The following is a 16,838-nucleotide window of genomic DNA, read 5'->3' on the forward strand; positions in this document are numbered from 1 at the left end:
ACTTTCCGCTCGTCCCCAAGGAGTTCAGATCCCCATGTCGCTCACCTTCACCAGACGACGTGCCGCCGCTGCCGCCCTCACCGCGGCCCTGCTCGTCCCGCTCGCCGCCTGCGGCGACGACGACACCACGAAGGCCACCGGCGGGTCCACGGCCTCCGGCTCCGCGAGTGCCGCCCCCAAGGCCGACCTCACGGTGCTCGCCGCCTCCTCCCTCACGAACGTGTTCAAGACCGCTGGCGCCGCGTACGAGAAGGCCCACCCGGGCACGAAGATCACCTTCTCCTTCGCCGGCTCGCAGGAGCTCGTCGCCCAGGTCTCCCAGGGCTCCCCCGCGGACGTCCTGGTCACCGCCGACACCAAGAGCATGGACAAGGTGAAGGCCGACACGGGCACCCCGGCGATCATCGCGAAGAACCGGCTGGTCGTCGCCACCGGCGAGGGCAACCCCCACAAGGTCGACGACCTGAAGGATCTCGCGGACACCAAGCTCAAGGTGGTCCTCGCGGCTCCCGAGGTGCCCGCCGGCAAGTACAGCAAGCAGATCCTCGACGCCCAGAAGATCACGGTGAAGCCGGTCTCGCAGGAGCCCAACGTGCGCGCCGTGCTCAGCAAGGTCGAACTCGGCGAGGCAGACGCCGGCCTCGTCTACAAGACCGACGCCGAGAGCGCCAAGGACAAGGTCGACGCCGTCGAGATCCCCGACGCCCAGAACGCGATCGCCCAGTACCCCGCCGCGACCCTCAAGGACTCGAAGAACGCCGAGGCCGCCGCGGCGTTCGTGGCCTGGCTCTCCTCGCCCGAGGGGCAGAAGATCCTCCAGGACGCCGGTTTCCAGAAGCCGTAGCGGATCCGGGATCGCTCAGATCGTGGGGGACTGCCCGTATCGGGGGAACGGGCAGCCCCTCCTCCCTTTGTCTCATCTCTTCGGGGTCATCGATGAAACGAGCAGGCGTACGCACGTCCCGCGCCCGTCCGCCCCTCGCCCTGGCGCTGCCCGCGCTGGCGGCCGTGGCCTTCCTGGCCCTGCCCCTGCTGGGCATCCTCGTACGGACGGAGTGGGGCGAACTCGGCGACCACCTCAGCTCGCCGGGGACCGTCGAGGCGCTGAAGCTGTCGCTCGTCGTCTCGTTCTGGGCGCTGGGTCTCTCGCTGCTGCTCGGGGTGCCGCTGGCCTGGCTGCTGGCCCGGGTTCCCTTCCCCGGCAAGGCGTTCGTCCGCTCGCTCGTCCTGCTGCCGATGGTGCTGCCGCCCACGGTCGGCGGTGTCGCCCTGCTGCTCGCCTTCGGCCGCCGCGGGCTCCTCGGCCCGTGGCTGGAGGACACCTTCGGCATCACGCTGCCCTTCCACACCTCGGGCGCCGTGATCGCGGCGACCTTCGTCGCCATGCCCTTCCTCGTCATCAGCCTGGAGGGGGCACTCGGCGGACTGCGGCCCCGGTACGAGGAGACCGCCGCCTCCCTCGGCGCCTCACCGGTGCGGGTGTTCTTCACCGTCACGCTCCCGATGGTGGCTCCCGGCGTCATCGCGGGCGCCGCCCTCACCTGGGCGCGGGCGCTCGGTGAGTTCGGCGCCACGATCACCTTCGCCGGGAACCTTCCCGGCACCACCCAGACCCTGCCGCTGCAGGTCTACCTCCTCCTCCAGGACGAACCCGAGGCCGCCACCTCCGTCTCCCTGCTCCTCCTCGCCATCGCCATGGGCGTGCTGATCGCCCTGCGCGGACGATGGACCGGCACTCCGGCCGACCGGCCCCGCCGTACCGCTCCCGACGTCGGCACGGACCCGATCGTGGCGGAGCCGACGGCCGACGTTCCCGCACCAGCGGCCTCCGGAGAACGCTGGTCCCTGCACGCCGAGGTCACCGGCTTCACCCGCCTCACGCTGGACGCCGAACCCGGCACCACCATCGCCGTCGTCGGACCGAACGGTGCCGGCAAGACCACTCTGCTGCGCGCCCTCCTCGGCCTCACCCCCCGCGCCCACGCCGAGCTCACGCTCGGCTCCATCGACGTCACCGACCTGCCGCCGCACCGGAGGCGGGTCGCGTGGGTGCCGCAGGACGGCGCCCTGTTCCCGCACCTGACCGCGCTCGCCAACACCGCGTACGGACTGCGCGCGCAGGGCGTCTCCCGCGCCGAGGCCCGCCGTGAGGCCCGGAGTTGGCTCGACCGGCTCGGGGTCGGCCACCTGGCGCACCGCAGGCCGACGCAGCTCTCCGGCGGACAGGCCGGACGCGTCGCCCTGGCCCGTGCCCTGGCGGCCCGGCCGCGGCTCCTCGTACTCGACGAGCCGCTCGCCGCGCTCGACCAGACCACGCGTGCCCACGTACGGCACACCCTGCGCACGCACCTCGCGGGATTCGCCGGCGTCTGTCTGATCGTCACCCATGACCCCGTCGAGGCGGTCTCCCTCGCCGACCGCGTGCTGGTGCTCGACGAGGGGCGCGCCCTCCAGGACGCCGCCCCCGCCGAGGTCACGCGCCACCCCCGATCCCCGTGGGTGGCCCGGATGCTCGGACGCAACGCCTGGCCGGGCACGGCCACGCCGGAGGGCCTCGTGCTCGACGGCGGTGGTGTCCTGGTCGCCGCCGATCCGCCGCCGGCCGGCACTCCGGCGCTCGCGATCGTCGCGCCCGAGGCGGTCGCCGTCCACCGCGAGAAGCCGGCCGGCAGCCCCCGTAACGTCTGGCCCGGCACGGTCCGGGAGATCACGGCGAGCGGCAGCCGGCTGCGCGTGCTCGTCACCTCGGACGAGGCGCCCGATCTGGTCGCCGAGATCACCCCGCAGGCCGCGGCCGAACTCGGCCTCGCCGACGGCGTGTCCGTCTGGACCAGCGTCAAGGCCACCGAGGCCACGGTCGTGACCCTCTGATTCCCTCATGGCAGCCGTTCGGAGAGGGGAGAACGACATGACGGAGAGCGACGCCTCCACCGTGCGCGCGTGGTTGCGGGGCATCGAGGTGTTCTCCCGGCCGATGCCCGCGTTCGCCACGGACCGGGCCCCGGCCGAGCCCTCGGAGTTGTTCCTCACATGGCTGACCGACGCGGTCGAGGCGGGAGTCCCCGACCCGCATGCCATGACGCTGTCCACCGTGGACGAGGCCGGGGATCCCGACTCCCGCGTGCTGATCCTGAAGGACGTCGGCCCCGAGGGCTTCCGGTTCGCGGGACACTCCGCCAGCCCCAAGGGTGTCCAGCTCAGCGGCGCTCCGCGCGCCGCGCTCACCTTCTACTGGGCGGAGTTCGGCCGTCAGGTCCGGGTGCGCGGCGCGGTCCGGCCGGAGCCTGCCGAACGGTCGGCGGCCGACTTCCTCGCCCGCTCCGCCACTGCGAGAGCCGAGGCCCTGCTGGGCAGGCAGAGCCGCTACCTCGCCGACCCGGACTCACGTGACCGGGCCCTGCGGAACAGCCTGGCCCGGATCGAGGCGGAGCCGGAACTCGTCGATCCCGCCTGGACCTTGTACACGGTCCTGCCGGACGTCGTCGAGTTCTGGCAGGCCGCTGCGACCCGCGTCCACGTCCGGCTCCGGTACGAGAAGGAAGGGACGGGCTGGCAGCGGCGACAGCTCTGGTCCTGACTTCCGGCTCGCGCCCCTGCGCGGAAGGGCCACGCTCCCCTGACGGAGCGCGGCCCTCATGCAGCACAGGGGTGATCAGGCGGAGGCGAGGGAGATCTCGGTCGACTTGATCAGCGCGACGACGGAGGCGCCGGCCGCGAGGCCGAGGTCCTCGACGGCGTCCTTGGTGATGGCGGCGGTCAGTTCGCCGCCGTCGACGGACACCTTCACGGAACCCATGGCGCCGCCGGTCGACACGTCGGTCACGGATCCGGCGAGCTGGTTCCGGATGGAGATGCCGTCGACGTGGCCGGTCGCGAGGGCGACCTCGGTCGACTTCACCAGCGCCTTGACCGCGGAGCCCTCGGTCAGACCCAGGTCCTTGACGGCGTCGGCGGTGATGGCGGCGGTGATGTCCTGGCCGCCGGCCAGGCGCACCTTCACGGACGCCATGGCCTCACCGGCGGTGACGGCGGTGACGGTGCCGGGGAGCTGGTTGCGAATGGACAGGGTCATGGAGAACACGCCTCACAAAGCCGGAAACGAACAGTCGTCACTTCTGTGACCTGCGTCATGACCGACGCTACCGGAAGGGGAAATACCTTTCGCAACTCGCGTCGCATCCACCAGCCGAATGGGCGCCATGCCCTCGCGCATTCCACCCGGAACTCTTGCCCCCCGGCCTGACAGACGATCAATCCCCGGACCGGGAGGAATGTCCCCACGGAACCCCCTCTCACCTGCGGCAATGATGCGACGAATTGCAGATGGGGAGATCCCCCGAATCCGTCGCCGCATATGCGGCCCTGATTCAGGATGCACGTCTCAAACACGAGAACGGTGTCAGCCTTCCAGGAGTTCCTGGGCCGGATAGCCGCCCGGACGTACGCCCCCGGGTACCGCGAAGACGGCGGAAGCCTCGTGCACCAGGTACCGGGAGAGCGCGTCTCCTCGGGCCAGTCGTCGCTGGACGGGAACGAAGGCGGTGCGGGGGTCCTGCTGCCAGGCGGTGAAGAGCAGGCCGGCGTCCGGGGTGCCGTCCGGCCGGAGGCCGTCGTGGTACGACCAGCTGCGGCGGAACATGACGGCGGCGCGGTCGTCGGCCGGAGCGGCCAGCCGGACGTGGGCGTTGGCGGCGATCACCGGCACGCCGTCGGGGCGGACCGCCGCGAGGTCCACGGGTGTGCGCTCGGTGCCGCCGGTCAGCGGGGCGCCGTCGACCGCGCGCCTGCCGAGGGCCTGTTCACGGTGGGCCGGGGGGAGGGTGTCCCAGTGGTCGAGGAGCATCCGGATGCGTCGGATGACGACGTACGAGCCTCCCCTGAGCCACGGCGGAACGTCCGGCCCGGCGAGGAGGGCGCGCCGCGGATCGGGGTTGTTGGTGCCGTCGATCTGCCCCATGAGGTTGCGTCGTCCGTCCGCTGCCGTGAATCCGGTCATCGTCCAGCGCAGCCGTGCCTCGCCGTGCGCGAGGCGCTGCAGGGTCCGTAGGACGTGCGTGGTGACGAAGGCGTCGTCGGAGCCGATCTGGACGAGCAGGTGGCCGTCGCAGTGCGCGGGGTTCAACCGGTCGTCGGGAAAGGCGGGGAGCGGTGCGAGGGCGTCGGGCCTGGCCTCCGTCAGTCCGGGCCGGTCGAAGAAGCCGGGGCCGAGGCCGAAGGTCAGGGTGAGGCGGGCCGGGGCGGTCCCGGTGAGCACCCCGGTCTCGGCCGCCCTCGACCCGGGGGGCTCGCGACGGGGGTCCGGCACCTCGCCCCTGGTCAACCGCTCGGCCGCCGCTGTCCAGCGCAGGAGCAGGGCCGAGGCCCGGCCACGATCCGTGTGGGTACGGAGGTCGAACGCGGCCATGCGGACGTGCCTCTGGCGGGGTGTCAGGATCCCGGCCTGGTGAGGGCCGTGGAAGGGAATGGCCCCGGAGGGCGACTCGTCGCCGTCTCCCAGGGTGGTGGCGGCCGCGACGCCTCCCGCGAGGGCCGCGAGTCCGCCGGCGGCGGTGCCGAACAGCGCGCGGCGTGAAACCCGCCCCTGGGGATCCGGGCGGGCTTCGGACGCGGGAGGCCGTTCGGGGTCAGTTCCCGGCACGGGAGGATCCGGCCGCGCCGTCGACGAGGGTGTCCACCGTGCCGACCCAGAGCTGGTTCAGCTCGGACACGTAGCGGCCGCCGCGCGAGTCCTGCGGCACGACGAGGCGCGGGCCCGCCGTGTCGTCGAACGGCTTGCCGTCCTCCGAAACAGCCAGCAGGACGCGGGACTTGGCGAATCCCGGGTCGAGCTCGGCCCAGCCGAGGACCGCCCGGTAGTCGCCGCCGCCGGTCGCCGCGACCACGCCTCGGAGCTGCCCGTTCTTCTTCGACTCGTCGAAGCGCGGCTGCGCGTCCTTGAGCACGTCGTGCAGCAGGACACCCTGATACGTGTGCTGCTGCGGGCCCTTGGCGCTGGTGTACCGCACCTGGACGGATACCTGTGGGCGAGAACGCAGGTCGGCGAGCGTCACCGTGTACGGCTTGTCCACCTGGCCCGCGACGCGCACCTCGCCCGGCTTGATCGGCGCCGCGGTCGCGGGAGTGCTCGATGCGACGCCGGCGGACGCCTGCGGCTTCGCGCCGGAGGCCGAGCCGGACGTGTCACCGGCGCACCCGGAGAGCGTCGGGACGACAAGGACCGCGGCCACGGCGGCAGCGGTCAGCGAGACGCGACGATGCATGACAGACCCCCTCCCGTCTGAGGGCATCACATCTGCACCCTCGACAGGTCGATTCAGTTGGCGAATACCCGCTGAAAGATATCGACAGAGTGGCATCTGTCAGGGCGGGCGTAGAGGATTCTGCGCATCCTCCACACCGCGCCGACGTCCGTCGGAGGAAGCCACATCGGAACCGCGAGAGCGGCACGCCTTCTCGCTCCCGCCTGGCACCCGCGCCCCGCCGAGCGGCCTGGCGCTCTTGGATGATCCACCGCACCCGCGCCGCTCGACGGCGCCGATCCCTGTGGCCGAATCCAGTCGTCTCCTCAGGGCCGGCGCTGCTTGACTGGATCGCACCGGACCGGCGCGGCGGAGTGGCTCTCGCCGCGACGGGACAACCGGCCAGGAGGGCCCTGCGCGTCGTTCCGCGATGTCGGCGCGCAGGGGCTCACCTCACCCGCACGCGCACGCCGGAGGCGGGATGACACCGCCTGGGACAGCGAAGACGGTCTGGCACATGCGCCCCACAGGGACCATCCTTGCAACGAATGCCACCCGAGACAGCCGAGGTGGTTCGAATGTGAGGAGAAGTCCATGGGAGTGGTCGTGGTGCGGGACCCGGCGACGGAGACTCCGGCCGCCGTCCGTACGGCGCTCGCCGAGGCCGGTCTCGCCATCCGACCCGTACCGCCCCCGGCCGGGGAATCCCGGCCGCCCGACCTCAGCGGTGTCGAGGGCATCGTCGTCCTCGCCGCCCCTCGGCGCGAGGCCACCGCCGAGCAGGCACTGCTTCGGGGCGCGCTCGCGGCGGACGTTCCCGTACTGGCACTCGGTCCGGGCACGGAGCTGCTGGCGGGGGCGGATGCCGTCGGCCCGCCCTCCGGCGCCCCGCGACCACCTGGGCACGGCGGAATCCTCCTGACGCCGGCAGCCGACACCGACCCCCTCTTCGCGGACTCGCCCCTCCCACCCGAACTGCCCCCGGCCGACGGACCGTTCGCGCCGCCCGTCGAAGCCGTCACCCTGGCCGTGTGCGACGGGCACCCGCAGCAGGCGTTCCGCCTCGGCGTCAGCGCCTGGGGCGTGCGGTTCCTGACGGGAACCCCTCTCGACGCCTGGGGGGAGCGCCTGCTGCGCCGGTTCGCCGCGCTGGTCGCCGCGCGGGCCGAACACACCGCCACCCGGGCCTTCTTCACCCACCGGGCGGGCGACTGGGAGGAGCGGTTCACCTCGCAGGGCCCCGCCTACGAGGCCGCCGTGGCCAGGATGCGACTGGCGCCGGGCAGTCGGGCGCTCGACCTCGGGTGCGGCACCGGGCGGGCCATGCCGGCACTGCGGGCCCACGTGGGGGCCGCGGGCCACGTGCTGGGAGTCGACGTGACGCCGGCGATGCTGGCCTCGGCCGCCCGGCATGCCCGGGACCGTCACGGCCATCTGCTGGCCGCCGACTGCAACCTCCTGCCCCTGCCCGGCCGTTGCGTGCACGGCATCTTCTCGGCAGGGCTGCTCGACCACCTTCCCGATCCGCGCGCGGCGCTCGTCGAATGGGCCCGCGTCAGCGCGGGGAACGCCGTCCTGCTGCTGTTCCACCCGTCCGGTCGGGCCGAACGCGCTGCCCGCCACGGCCGCCCCCTCGACCCCGACGACCTGCTGGCCGAGAGCAACCTCCGCCCCGCCCTGGAGGCGACGGGCTGGAGGGTGGACGAGTACGAGGACGCCCCTCACCACTTCCTCGCGCGCGCCGTCCTGCGGTCCTGACCGGGCCCACTGCCGGACAGCTCTTGTCGGCACCTCCAAAGAGCAGGGCCACATTTGCGCACTGAATGAGGTGATCAACCAAGCATCAGCGAGCTGATTGCGAGAAGTGGACCGCATATGCAGGATGGTTGGTGCGGCCGTCGTCGCCGGAGCGGCCGATCGGGCCGCCACGCGTCAGCCTTCCGTCCGCTACCGCAGTTCCTGCTCACAAGGCGAGGTAAGGCAGATGACGACACGTTCGCACGACGGCAGCGCCGGTGACGTCGACCACGGCGCGATCGGTTCCGGGTACTCCCCCCACCGCCGGCCCGACGGACGCGTCGCCCGATTGATCGCCCAGGCCCTGGGAGGCGCCCGGACCGTTCTCAACGTCGGGGCGGGGGCCGGGTCGTACGAGAACGTCGTCGGCACGGTGACCGCCGTCGAGCCGTCCGCGTCGATGCGTGCCCAGCGGCCGGCGGGCCTTCCCCGCGCGGTCGACGCCGTCGCCGAGGACCTGCCCTTCGCCGACGGCGAGTTCGACGCCTCGATGACCATGTTCAGCGTCCACCAGTGGAAGGACGTGACGGCGGGACTGCGGGAGATGCGGCGCGTCACCGTCGGTCCCGTCGTCGTGCTGACCTGCGACCCGGCACGCGTACGGGACTTCTGGCTGTACGAGTACGCGCCCGAGGTCCTGGAGACGGAGGCGCGCCGCCACCCTCCCGTCGACGAGATCTCCACCGCCCTCGGCGGCACCGTCGCCGTCGAGGCGGTGCCGATCCCGCTCGACTGCACGGACGGCTTCGACGAGGCGTACTACGGCCGCCCCGAACTGCTCCTCGACCCCGCCGCCCGCCAGGCGTGCTCCGCCTGGAGCTTCGTCGGCGACGCCACCCGGGAACACTTCGACCGCACCCTGCGCCGTGACCTGGAATCCGGTTCCTGGGACCGGCGGTTCGGCCACCTGCGCACACGACCGACGTACGAGGGCTCACTCGTCATCGTCCGCGCCACTCCCTGACCACCCGCCTCCCGCTCCCCCGCCGACAAGGAAGCGCCACTGCCGTGCCCGGTGGCCGGTGGCCGGCCGAGCGCCGGCCGCCCGCTGGAGCACCCCGTGGAGGTGGCCCGTGGCCCGGCCGAGGGGGCAGGCTGGTGCGCATGAACGAATTGCGCGGTGCCGGTGTCGTCCTGCGTCCTTCCCGCTCCGGGGACGTCCCCGCCCTGGCCGCCATCCGGGCCACCCCCGAGGTCCGGGCGCGGTGGCGCGGCGGGGACGACATGCGGGCGGAGGTCGCCTCCGACCTCGCGGATCCGGACACCCACTGTCTGACGGTGTTCCACGAGGACCGGATCGTCTGCATGATCCAGTGGTACGCCGAGGAGGAGCCCGACTACCGGCACGCCGGGATCGACCTGTTCCTCGATCCCTCGGTTCACGGCAGAGGTCTCGGCACCGACGCCGTCCGCACCCTCGCCCGCCACCTCGTCGACGACGTCGGCCACCACCGGCTCGTCATCGACCCGGCGGCCGACAACGCCGCGGCGATCCGGTGCTACGAGAAGGCGGGCTTCCGGCCCGTCGGTGTGATGCGGCAGTACGAGCGGGACGCGGACGGCGGTTGGCACGACGGGCTGCTCATGGACCTGCTGGCGGCCGAGCTGGAGCGGTGACTCCGGGCCCGCCCCGCCGGGTCCACTGCCCGTCAGGAGCGCGGCGCCAGCGGGGTGTCCGCCTCTCCGCCCGGCGCGTCCCCGTCGGGTCCCGCCCGCTCGGGCAGCCCGGTCAGGTGCTCGTACGTGCCGGTCAGCAGGAGCAGCCTGTCGAGGAAGGGCGGCCGGTGATCGAGGTGCAGCCGTACTCCCGCCGTGGCGGTGTCCCGGTGGACGGCCAGCAGGGTGGAGAGGCCCATCGAGTCGCAGAGGGTCAACCGGGCGCAGTCGAGACGTATGTCCGAGGGCGCCGGGCCCGCGGAGAGGTGGGCGCGGGCGACGTCCAGCAGCTCGTCGACGGCGTCCCAGGCGAGGTCGCCGACGAGTTCGGCGCGCAGGACGCCGTCCGCGCCCGTCGCGGTCGTGAGCTGGAAGGTGTGGTCGGAGAACGTGGTCATGCGTGGGGTCCGGGGGGTGACGGTCGGGGGACACGGGTGAGGGCCCGGCGGCCGGCGGCGAGGTGGGCCCGGGAACGGGGGAAGTCGCGCTGCGCTTCGGCGAGGAGGTCCAGCGCGGCGATCAGGGCCCCGGTGGGGACGCCCCGCGCCCGGAGGATGCCGGCCGTCCAGGTGAGGAAGCGGGTGAACAGCTCGGCGTCGTCGGCGTAGAGGGACGCGGCGAGGAAGTCGACGATGTGGGCGATGTCCTCGGCGGTCCGCTCCCGCTGCTGGTCGGTGTACCCGGCCATGGCGGGGACCCTGTCCTCCAGCCCGGTGAGGACGTCCCGGGTGAGCTGGACGCGGGTGCGGGAGACCAGGGTGTACTCCTGGTCCAGCAGATGCGGCAGGTCGTGCTCCGGAGCGGGCAGCGGGTCCTCGCGGCGGGGCAGGCCGCCGTCCAGGAGGCGGGCGGCGGTGCGGGCGTCGGGCGCCCAGCCGTCGGCGCCGAGCAGACGGGCGTACCTGCCGTCGGGGCCGAAGGCGGCGCCGCCGACGAGGACGGGGAGGCCGATGGCCTGGACGGCGGTGATGGCCGCATGGGCCGCGGGGAGACGGACGGGCAGGGACGAGGAGAGCGCGACGACGTCCGTGCCGGTCTGGTGCAGATGCGCGATGAGGTGCGGGGTGGGGACCTGGGCGCCGAGGTAGTCGACGACGAAGCCGCGCCCGCGCAGGACCTCGGCGAGGAGGCGCGCGGGCAGGGCGTGCCATTCGCCGTCGACGCAGGCGACGGTGACGCGTTCCGGACGTCCCCCGTCCTCCCGTCGGCGGGTCGGTCCGGCGGCACGGTGGCACGGCTTCCGGTGGGCGAGGGCGCCGATGACGCGGTCCTGGATGGCTGTGACGGCATGCTCCTGGGCGACGCTGAGGCGGCCCGCGGCCCATTCCCTGCCGACCTGGGCCTGCACGGGGCCGATCACGTCGAGCAGGACGTCCTCCAGCGGTGTGCCCGCGTCGCAGGCGTCGAAGACCGCCGCGGCCGCGGCCTCCTCGTCTCGCGCCGCGAGGGCCGCCCACAGCCGCTCGCGGGTGGCGGCGAGGTCGACGGACGGGGTCGTGGTGTGCGTGGTCATGCGGTGTACCTGCCCCGGGTACGGCCGTTCACCGCGGTCAGATGGGTGGTGTGCGGGGCGGTGATCGCGACGACGGCCATGTCGTCGTGCGGACCGGTGCCCACCCAGTCCCCGGCAAGCATCTGCATGCGTTCGACCACGGCCTCGGCCGGAAGTCCGACGCATTCGGCCAGCGCGTTCCGCAGCCGCTCCTCGCCGAACATGGCGGACCCGAGCGGACCGCCGCGGGCCTCGGTGATCCCGTCCGTGTAGAGCAGACACGTCTCGCCGGGCGCGAGGTGTACGGTCGCGGACCGGGCGGTGACCTCGGGGAGCGCGCCCACGAGGGTGCCGCGCGTGTCCGCCTCCTCCACCTCGCCCGTGCCGCGCAGGATCAGCGGCTGGGGGTGACCGGCGCTGGTGAGCCGCACCCGCACCCGGCCGCCCACGCGGCTCACGGAGGCGAGGACCAGCGTGGCGAACCGGGTGTGACGGGCGGTCAGGAGGGCTCCGTTGAGCAGCTTCAGGACGTTCTCGTGGTCGCCCGCGAGCGGGAGCAGCGCCTGGAGGGTGCTGCGGATCCGCCCCGTCAGTACGGCGGCTTCCAGTCCCTTCCCGCACACGTCCCCCAGGACCGCGAGCGACTCCTGGTCGACGTCGGCGCCGGCGTGGACGTCGTAGAAGTCGCCGCCGATGCGCTCCGTGTCCTGGGAGGTGCGGTAGCCGCCGGCGAAGTCCACCCCGTGCACGTGGTGCAGTTGCGGCGGGAGGAGCTCGGCGATGAGCGCGCGGGTGACGCGGGCCTGTTCCGCGTACAGGCGGGCGGCCGACAGCGCGGCCCCCGCACGGGTGGCGAACAGCTGGGCGAAGAGCTCCTCCGACGCGTCGAAGGCGGTACGGCCCTTGTTCCGCAGCAGGATCAGCACGCCCGCGGGCACGCCGTGGCCGGGCAGCGGTGTCACGGCGACGGACCCCGGGGTCCCGTCGAAGCCCTCGGGCACGGCCCACTCCGGCAGCTCCGCCGGGTCGATCCACCGTGCGGGCACCGGGGGGAAGCCCTGGAGGGCCTCGGCGAGGCCGGGCACCGCCGTCGGGTCCATCGCCACCTGGCGCCGGGTGATCCGCTCGCCCACCGCGGTGACGACGCAGTACCGGTTCCTCACCGGTGGCGCGATCACGAGCGCGGCATCGGCGAGGTGGGCCGCGGCGAGCGACGCGGCCTTCTCCAGGCACCGGTCCGGATTCAGCGACGCCTGCAGCTGGGTGGATGCCTCCGCGAGGAGGGCGGAGCGTTCCTGCTCCGTTCGCAGCGCCTCCTCGGCGGCGACCAGGTCGGAGTCGTCGACCAGCCACCACGCCACGTCGCCCTGGCCGGACAGGGTGGGGTGGGCCCTCAGCAGCCGGCCCTCGTGGTGTCCCCGCAGCGGAGCGTCGTCCGCGGTCGGCGTCCGCGGCCGGGCGAGTCGCCGGTGCGCCTCCGCCAGCCAGCCGGGCGCGACCTCGTCCAGCCAGGAGCCGACGCCGATCTCCGGGAAGAGTCCGACGGCGGCGGCGTTGAACTCCACGACGCCACCGCCACGGTCGGCCACCACCGCGGGATGGGGTGAGCGGAGCCAGGAGGTGCCGACGGTCGGGGACATGCCCGCCGGCCGGCCGGACTCCTCTTCGAAAACAGTCATACCCGTGGCCCGCTCGTGGTGGACCGCCCGCCTTCCACTCGTCGACACGGCTCGCCCGACGACCTTTCCGCAGGCCGCGCCGCATCGCAAGCGAATCCCCCTCTTCCGGTACACGCCGGGCCACATCCCGTCCGTACTCTCACGCTCCGGTCACAGGGACTTCACATCCGGGGCGCCGGGCAGGGGTGCTCGGCCGCGGGCCCTCGGCGTTCCCTCCCGGCCCCCGTCGGCGGTCAGACCCGGCGCCACTTCGCCTGGCCGAAGGAGAAGGCACCGAACAGCACCAGACCGGCCGCGACCGCGAGCAGCAGCCACGGGCCCGCCGGGGTCTGCGCGAACGAACGGATCGTGTCGTCCATGCCCTTGGCCTCCTTCGGGTCGAAGGCCATCGCCGCCATCAGGCCGGAGAAGCCGAGCGCGGCGATGACGAGACCGCGGCTGATGCCGCCGGCCACACCGGTCACGTCCATGAAGCGGCGCTGGTACGTCGTCAGCCGCCCCCACCGCAGATGGTCCCGGTACTTCCGCAGGACCGCCCTGCCCGCGATCCACAGCCCCGCACCCAGGACGCCCACGGCTGCCGCGCCCACCCACCACGGGCCGCCCGGCAGTTCGAGCAGACGGCCGGTGATGTCCCGGCTCTGCTGATCGGTCGAGCCCGCGCCACTGCCGCGCTCCCCCACCGCGAAGGAGCAGACGAGGAAGGCGGAGACCGCGTAGAAGACGGAGCGGCCGGCCGACAGCGCACGCTTGTGCGCCTTGTCCCCCTTGGGGCCCGCCGCGCCGAAGACCGCCTCCGACAGGCGCCACAGCGCCATGCCGGCGAGGCCGATGCCCAGGGCCCAGAGCAGGACGGTCCCCAGCGGGGCGGCCGCGACCTGCGCGAGGGCCCCTCCGCGGTCGGCCTGTTCGCCCGTACCGGTCAGGCCGACCCGCACGGCCAGCACGCCGACCAACAGGTAGAGCACTCCCCGCGCCGCGAACCCCGCCCGGGCACCCGCCCGTACGGCCTCACCGCGGGCCGCCCCTCTCGCCCCGGTCGCGTACGTCCTCATGGTGGTCATGTCCGCGCTCCTCTCGATCGACCCTCCGGGTGCCCCGCCCTCGCCGAAAGAATCCCGGCCGGGCCGTTTCGACCGCGAACGCGCGGTGACACGAACGGAGACGATTCCCCGACTCAGCCAAGAGGAGGACCACATGGACGGCTGGCGCGCGGCCGCGGCCTGTCAGGACGTCGACCCCGATCTGTTCTTCCCGGTGGGGGTCGGCCCCTCCGCCCTGTCCCAGGCCGAGGAGGCCAAGGAGGTCTGCCGGGCCTGCCCCGTGCGCGAGGAGTGCCTGCGCTGGGCGATGGACGAGGGCCGTCACGTGACGGGGGTGTGGGGCGGCCTCACGGAGAACGAACGCCGCTCTCTGCACCGGCGGTTGCGCCGCCGGACGGACGAGAGGCGGTGAGGGCGGTGCCGGCGAGGCAGGGGGTCGCCGTCTCAGGCGGGCTCCGCCGGAGTCCGCTCGCGTACGCGGGCTCCGGCCGCCCCACCGGCACGCGAAGGGATGAGGGGGAGGCGCGCCAGGACCCGCTTTCCGTCCGGGTGCGGTTCCACGGTCACGCTCTCGCAGACGGCGACAATGATCTCGACGCCGTGCTGTCCGATCCGACGCGGGTCGTGCGCGCGGGGTACGGGAGCCGCGGACGTGCCGTCGATCACCGAGATCTCCAGGACGTTCCGGCGCACGTCGAGCAGCAGTCGGCAGGGTCCCGGCGCGTGCCGGACGGCATTGGTCACGAGCTCGCTGACCACCAGTCTCGCCAGGTCGGCGCGGTCGTCCGGCACCGGCTCGCCCCGGACGGTTCGCACGGAGGCGAGGAAGTCGGTGGTGAACGCGCGGGCGGACGCGATCGCGCCGCCGTCGGCGGCGTCGTAGACGGCACTCGCGGACAGCCGGGGCTCCGACGCGGCACGCTCCGGCGTGTTCGCGTTCCTCATGGACCTGGCACTCCCTTCGTACGGCGCGGTGGGCGCGCTGGGGCACCTCCCTTCCGGCATTCCCGCCGGCGTGATTCCCACACGGCCGAGATCCGATGTCAGGGGTGCCCACCGTGGTGTGCGGGGCCCGGAAGCGGCTGACGCGGCCCGGCCCCCCGCGCCGCTTCGCGTCGCTCCGGCTCCGGTCCGTACCAGTCGAGGCAGATGACGAGGACGGCGTCCGGCACCTCCCCGGGCCCGGCCCGCAGCGTCGCCACGACGGCTCCGGGCAGGTCCGCGCCGCTCAGGCCGCCGGTCGGCGCCAGGGCGCGGGCGACGGGACCGTCCGACGTCTCGTCCTCCCCGCCGGGCGGCTGTTCGCCCCGGTCGCAGGCGACGATGACGAGCCGGTCGCCGGGCAGCAGCCGCAGGGACTGCGTGGTGTAGACGGTGTCCTCGAACATGCCGAGGGGCAGCTGACGGTCCAGCGCGACGCGCTCGGTCACGCCTGCGCGCGTCCGCCACACCGTCGGCGAACCGGCGTCGACCACGTCGATCTCCCCCGTGGCCAGGGCGAGGTTCAGCAGGAGGGCGGCGAGCGGGCTCGTGCCTCGGTACTGCCCGTAGAGGGCCTGGTCGGTGAGGCTGGCCTGGCCCACGAGATCGAGTCCGGCGCGCCGGGCGTTGCGGACGGCGTTCAGGGCGAGGGTGCTCACCAGGGCCGCCGAGGTGCCGGGGCCCGCTCCGTCGGCGACGGCGATCAGGAGCGTGTCCTCGGTGACGCTCCAGTCCAGGACGTGCCCTCCCGAGGTGTAGGCGGGCTCCCAGTGGGCGTGCAGGTCGAAGGCCGGTCCGGCACAGGCCCGGCCCGGCAGCGTGTTCCACTGCATCTCGCCCTCGACGCTGAGGGCACGCGCCCGGCGGGTGCTGCGGTACAGGTCGGTGTGGCGGTCGGCGACGCGCAGGGCGTGGCCGAGACCCTCGGCGACACGGCCGAGGCTCTCGGCCGATTCCGGGGTGGCCCGGCCCGCGGGCAGGACGACGACGAGGACGCCGAACCGGTCGCCGCGAACCGTGACGGGAAGGTACGCGGTCGCCGTGGGCCCGTCACCATGGAAAAGATATGGTTGCTGGGTGCGGAATACGCGACCGGCGGGCCCTGTGTCGACGCGCCCGTGCCGCACCACGGCAGGCGCCTGCACGGGCTCCACGGCACGCAGGGACGTCTGCCCGTAGTCGATGAGCAGCAGATCGGCCGAGGACGCGGCGTACTGCTGCGCGAGACTGGTACGGAGGGAGTCCAGGAGCAGGTGTGGTGCCGCCCCGCGCAGTGCGCTTTCCACTGTCACGTGTCGATCCACCGAATCCGTACCGCTTTCTGGAGAGACGTGGTGATGACCGGTCCGTCGCAAGGCCGACGCCCTCGGCCCCGGACGCGCGAGGAGTGTCGGAAGGCATGAAGAGCAACGCCGCCCCGTCCGCACGGGAACCGGAGCAGACGGCTCAGGCCGCCCGAGAGCTCATCGAGCTCCTGGAGGTGCTGTGGGAGCGCGGCCGGGACATGGTGTCGCCGACACCGGTGTCGGCGAGTCAGCTGCGCGTGCTGTACAGCCTGGACCGCGAGGAGGGCATCAGCCTTCGCACGCTGGGTGAGCTGCTCGGCTCCGCGCCGCCCTCGGTGAGCCGCATGTGCGACCGGCTGGAGGCGCTGGGCTTCGTGCAGCGGCTCCCCAGTCCCGTCAGCCGGAGGCAGCTGGAGCTCCATCTGACCGCGCGCGGCAAGGCGTACCTTCAGGACCTCCGGGGCCAGCGGGAGGAGGCCCTGCTGGCGGTCATCGCGGCCATGTCCCCGACCAGCCGCAAGGCACTGCTGCGAGGACTCGTCGGCTTCCACGAGGCGGTGGGAGGAGGCATGCCCGCGCCCTCGTCACACCCCGACACGCCACTGAACAACGCCTACTCGGCCTGATGCACGCGCGTCGCCGGCTCGGGCCGGCCGCGCACCCCA

The 16,838-nt window shown here is 73.3% G+C and carries 17 protein-coding genes; 8 read left to right on the plus strand and 9 right to left on the minus strand.

Translation table 11 applies throughout. From position 1 onward, the window contains the following. Positions 1-34 precede the first annotated feature (34 nt). From modA to AB0D99_RS04850, 3 genes are all read left to right on the plus strand, one after another. Positions 35-844 (plus strand): molybdate ABC transporter substrate-binding protein, encoded by an 810-nt coding sequence (gene modA, locus AB0D99_RS04840; protein ID WP_362356951.1) that lies wholly within the window; start codon positions 35-37, stop codon positions 842-844. A gap of 92 nt (positions 845-936) precedes the next feature. Then, entirely contained in the window at positions 937-2,871 is a 1,935-nt protein-coding gene (locus AB0D99_RS04845; protein ID WP_362356953.1) for an ABC transporter permease, read from the plus strand. A 37-nt stretch (positions 2,872-2,908) separates the two neighbouring features. Beyond that, positions 2,909-3,577 carry a pyridoxal 5'-phosphate synthase gene (locus tag AB0D99_RS04850; RefSeq protein WP_362356955.1) on the plus strand — a complete coding sequence of 223 codons (669 nt, stop codon included), beginning with the start codon at positions 2,909-2,911 and terminating at the stop codon, positions 3,575-3,577. 75 nt (positions 3,578-3,652) lie between these two features. Here AB0D99_RS04850 and AB0D99_RS04855 read toward each other — a convergent pair whose 3' ends face one another. From AB0D99_RS04855 to AB0D99_RS04865, 3 genes are all read right to left on the minus strand, one after another. Next, positions 3,653-4,072: a TOBE domain-containing protein gene (locus AB0D99_RS04855; protein WP_362356957.1), complete on the minus strand. Its 420-nt coding sequence runs from the start codon at positions 4,070-4,072 to the stop codon at positions 3,653-3,655. 327 nt (positions 4,073-4,399) lie between these two features. Next, entirely contained in the window at positions 4,400-5,638 is a 1,239-nt protein-coding gene (locus tag AB0D99_RS04860; RefSeq protein WP_362356960.1) for a Dyp-type peroxidase, read from the minus strand. Next, positions 5,625-6,260 carry a molybdopterin-dependent oxidoreductase gene (locus AB0D99_RS04865; RefSeq protein WP_362356962.1) on the minus strand — a complete coding sequence of 212 codons (636 nt, stop codon included), beginning with the start codon at positions 6,258-6,260 and terminating at the stop codon, positions 5,625-5,627. The genes AB0D99_RS04860 and AB0D99_RS04865 overlap by 14 nt, the downstream gene beginning before the upstream one ends. Before the next feature lie 573 nt (positions 6,261-6,833). Between AB0D99_RS04865 and AB0D99_RS04870 the strand changes: the two genes are divergently transcribed. The 3 genes from AB0D99_RS04870 to AB0D99_RS04880 all read left to right on the plus strand — a co-directional run bounded on the left by AB0D99_RS04870 (position 6,834) and on the right by AB0D99_RS04880 (position 9,653). Next, positions 6,834-7,997 (plus strand): methyltransferase domain-containing protein, encoded by a 1,164-nt coding sequence (locus AB0D99_RS04870; protein ID WP_362356964.1) that lies wholly within the window; start codon positions 6,834-6,836, stop codon positions 7,995-7,997. 226 nt (positions 7,998-8,223) lie between these two features. After that, positions 8,224-9,000 (plus strand): class I SAM-dependent methyltransferase, encoded by a 777-nt coding sequence (locus AB0D99_RS04875; RefSeq protein WP_362356966.1) that lies wholly within the window; start codon positions 8,224-8,226, stop codon positions 8,998-9,000. Positions 9,001-9,140: 140 nt separating this feature from the next. After that, positions 9,141-9,653, plus strand: a complete 513-nt coding sequence (locus AB0D99_RS04880; protein WP_362356968.1) for a GNAT family protein — start codon at positions 9,141-9,143, stop codon at positions 9,651-9,653. A gap of 32 nt (positions 9,654-9,685) precedes the next feature. Here AB0D99_RS04880 and AB0D99_RS04885 read toward each other — a convergent pair whose 3' ends face one another. From AB0D99_RS04885 to AB0D99_RS04900, 4 genes are all read right to left on the minus strand, one after another. Next, a complete protein-coding gene (locus AB0D99_RS04885) occupies positions 9,686-10,090 on the minus strand; it encodes an STAS domain-containing protein (RefSeq protein ID WP_362356970.1) in 405 nt (134 codons plus the stop codon). Next, the gene (locus tag AB0D99_RS04890; RefSeq protein ID WP_362356972.1) at positions 10,087-11,205 is read right to left on the minus strand and encodes a cobalamin B12-binding domain-containing protein; all 1,119 of its coding nucleotides are present in this window, start codon (positions 11,203-11,205) and stop codon (positions 10,087-10,089) included. The genes AB0D99_RS04885 and AB0D99_RS04890 overlap by 4 nt, the downstream gene beginning before the upstream one ends. Beyond that, positions 11,202-12,863 carry a GAF domain-containing SpoIIE family protein phosphatase gene (locus AB0D99_RS04895; RefSeq protein WP_362356974.1) on the minus strand — a complete coding sequence of 554 codons (1,662 nt, stop codon included), beginning with the start codon at positions 12,861-12,863 and terminating at the stop codon, positions 11,202-11,204. Before AB0D99_RS04895 ends, AB0D99_RS04890 begins: the two co-directional genes overlap by 4 nt. A gap of 233 nt (positions 12,864-13,096) precedes the next feature. Beyond that, the gene (locus AB0D99_RS04900) at positions 13,097-13,918 is read right to left on the minus strand and encodes a DUF1206 domain-containing protein (protein WP_362357222.1); all 822 of its coding nucleotides are present in this window, start codon (positions 13,916-13,918) and stop codon (positions 13,097-13,099) included. 142 nt (positions 13,919-14,060) lie between these two features. Between AB0D99_RS04900 and AB0D99_RS04905 the strand changes: the two genes are divergently transcribed. After that, positions 14,061-14,318 (plus strand): WhiB family transcriptional regulator, encoded by a 258-nt coding sequence (locus AB0D99_RS04905; RefSeq protein WP_362356976.1) that lies wholly within the window; start codon positions 14,061-14,063, stop codon positions 14,316-14,318. Between the two features lie 32 nt (positions 14,319-14,350). Here AB0D99_RS04905 and AB0D99_RS04910 read toward each other — a convergent pair whose 3' ends face one another. Continuing rightward, positions 14,351-14,851, minus strand: coding sequence for an ATP-binding protein (locus tag AB0D99_RS04910; protein WP_362356978.1), 501 nt, complete (start codon positions 14,849-14,851; stop codon positions 14,351-14,353). Positions 14,852-14,949: 98 nt separating this feature from the next. Continuing rightward, the gene (locus tag AB0D99_RS04915) at positions 14,950-16,179 is read right to left on the minus strand and encodes a GAF domain-containing SpoIIE family protein phosphatase (RefSeq protein WP_362356980.1); all 1,230 of its coding nucleotides are present in this window, start codon (positions 16,177-16,179) and stop codon (positions 14,950-14,952) included. 107 nt (positions 16,180-16,286) lie between these two features. Between AB0D99_RS04915 and AB0D99_RS04920 the strand changes: the two genes are divergently transcribed. Then, entirely contained in the window at positions 16,287-16,799 is a 513-nt protein-coding gene (locus AB0D99_RS04920) for a MarR family transcriptional regulator (RefSeq protein WP_362356982.1), read from the plus strand. Positions 16,800-16,838: the final 39 nt, after the last annotated feature.

Source organism: Streptomyces sp. NPDC047971, assembly GCF_040653355.1.
In the GTDB taxonomy this organism is placed as follows: domain Bacteria; phylum Actinomycetota; class Actinomycetes; order Streptomycetales; family Streptomycetaceae; genus Streptomyces.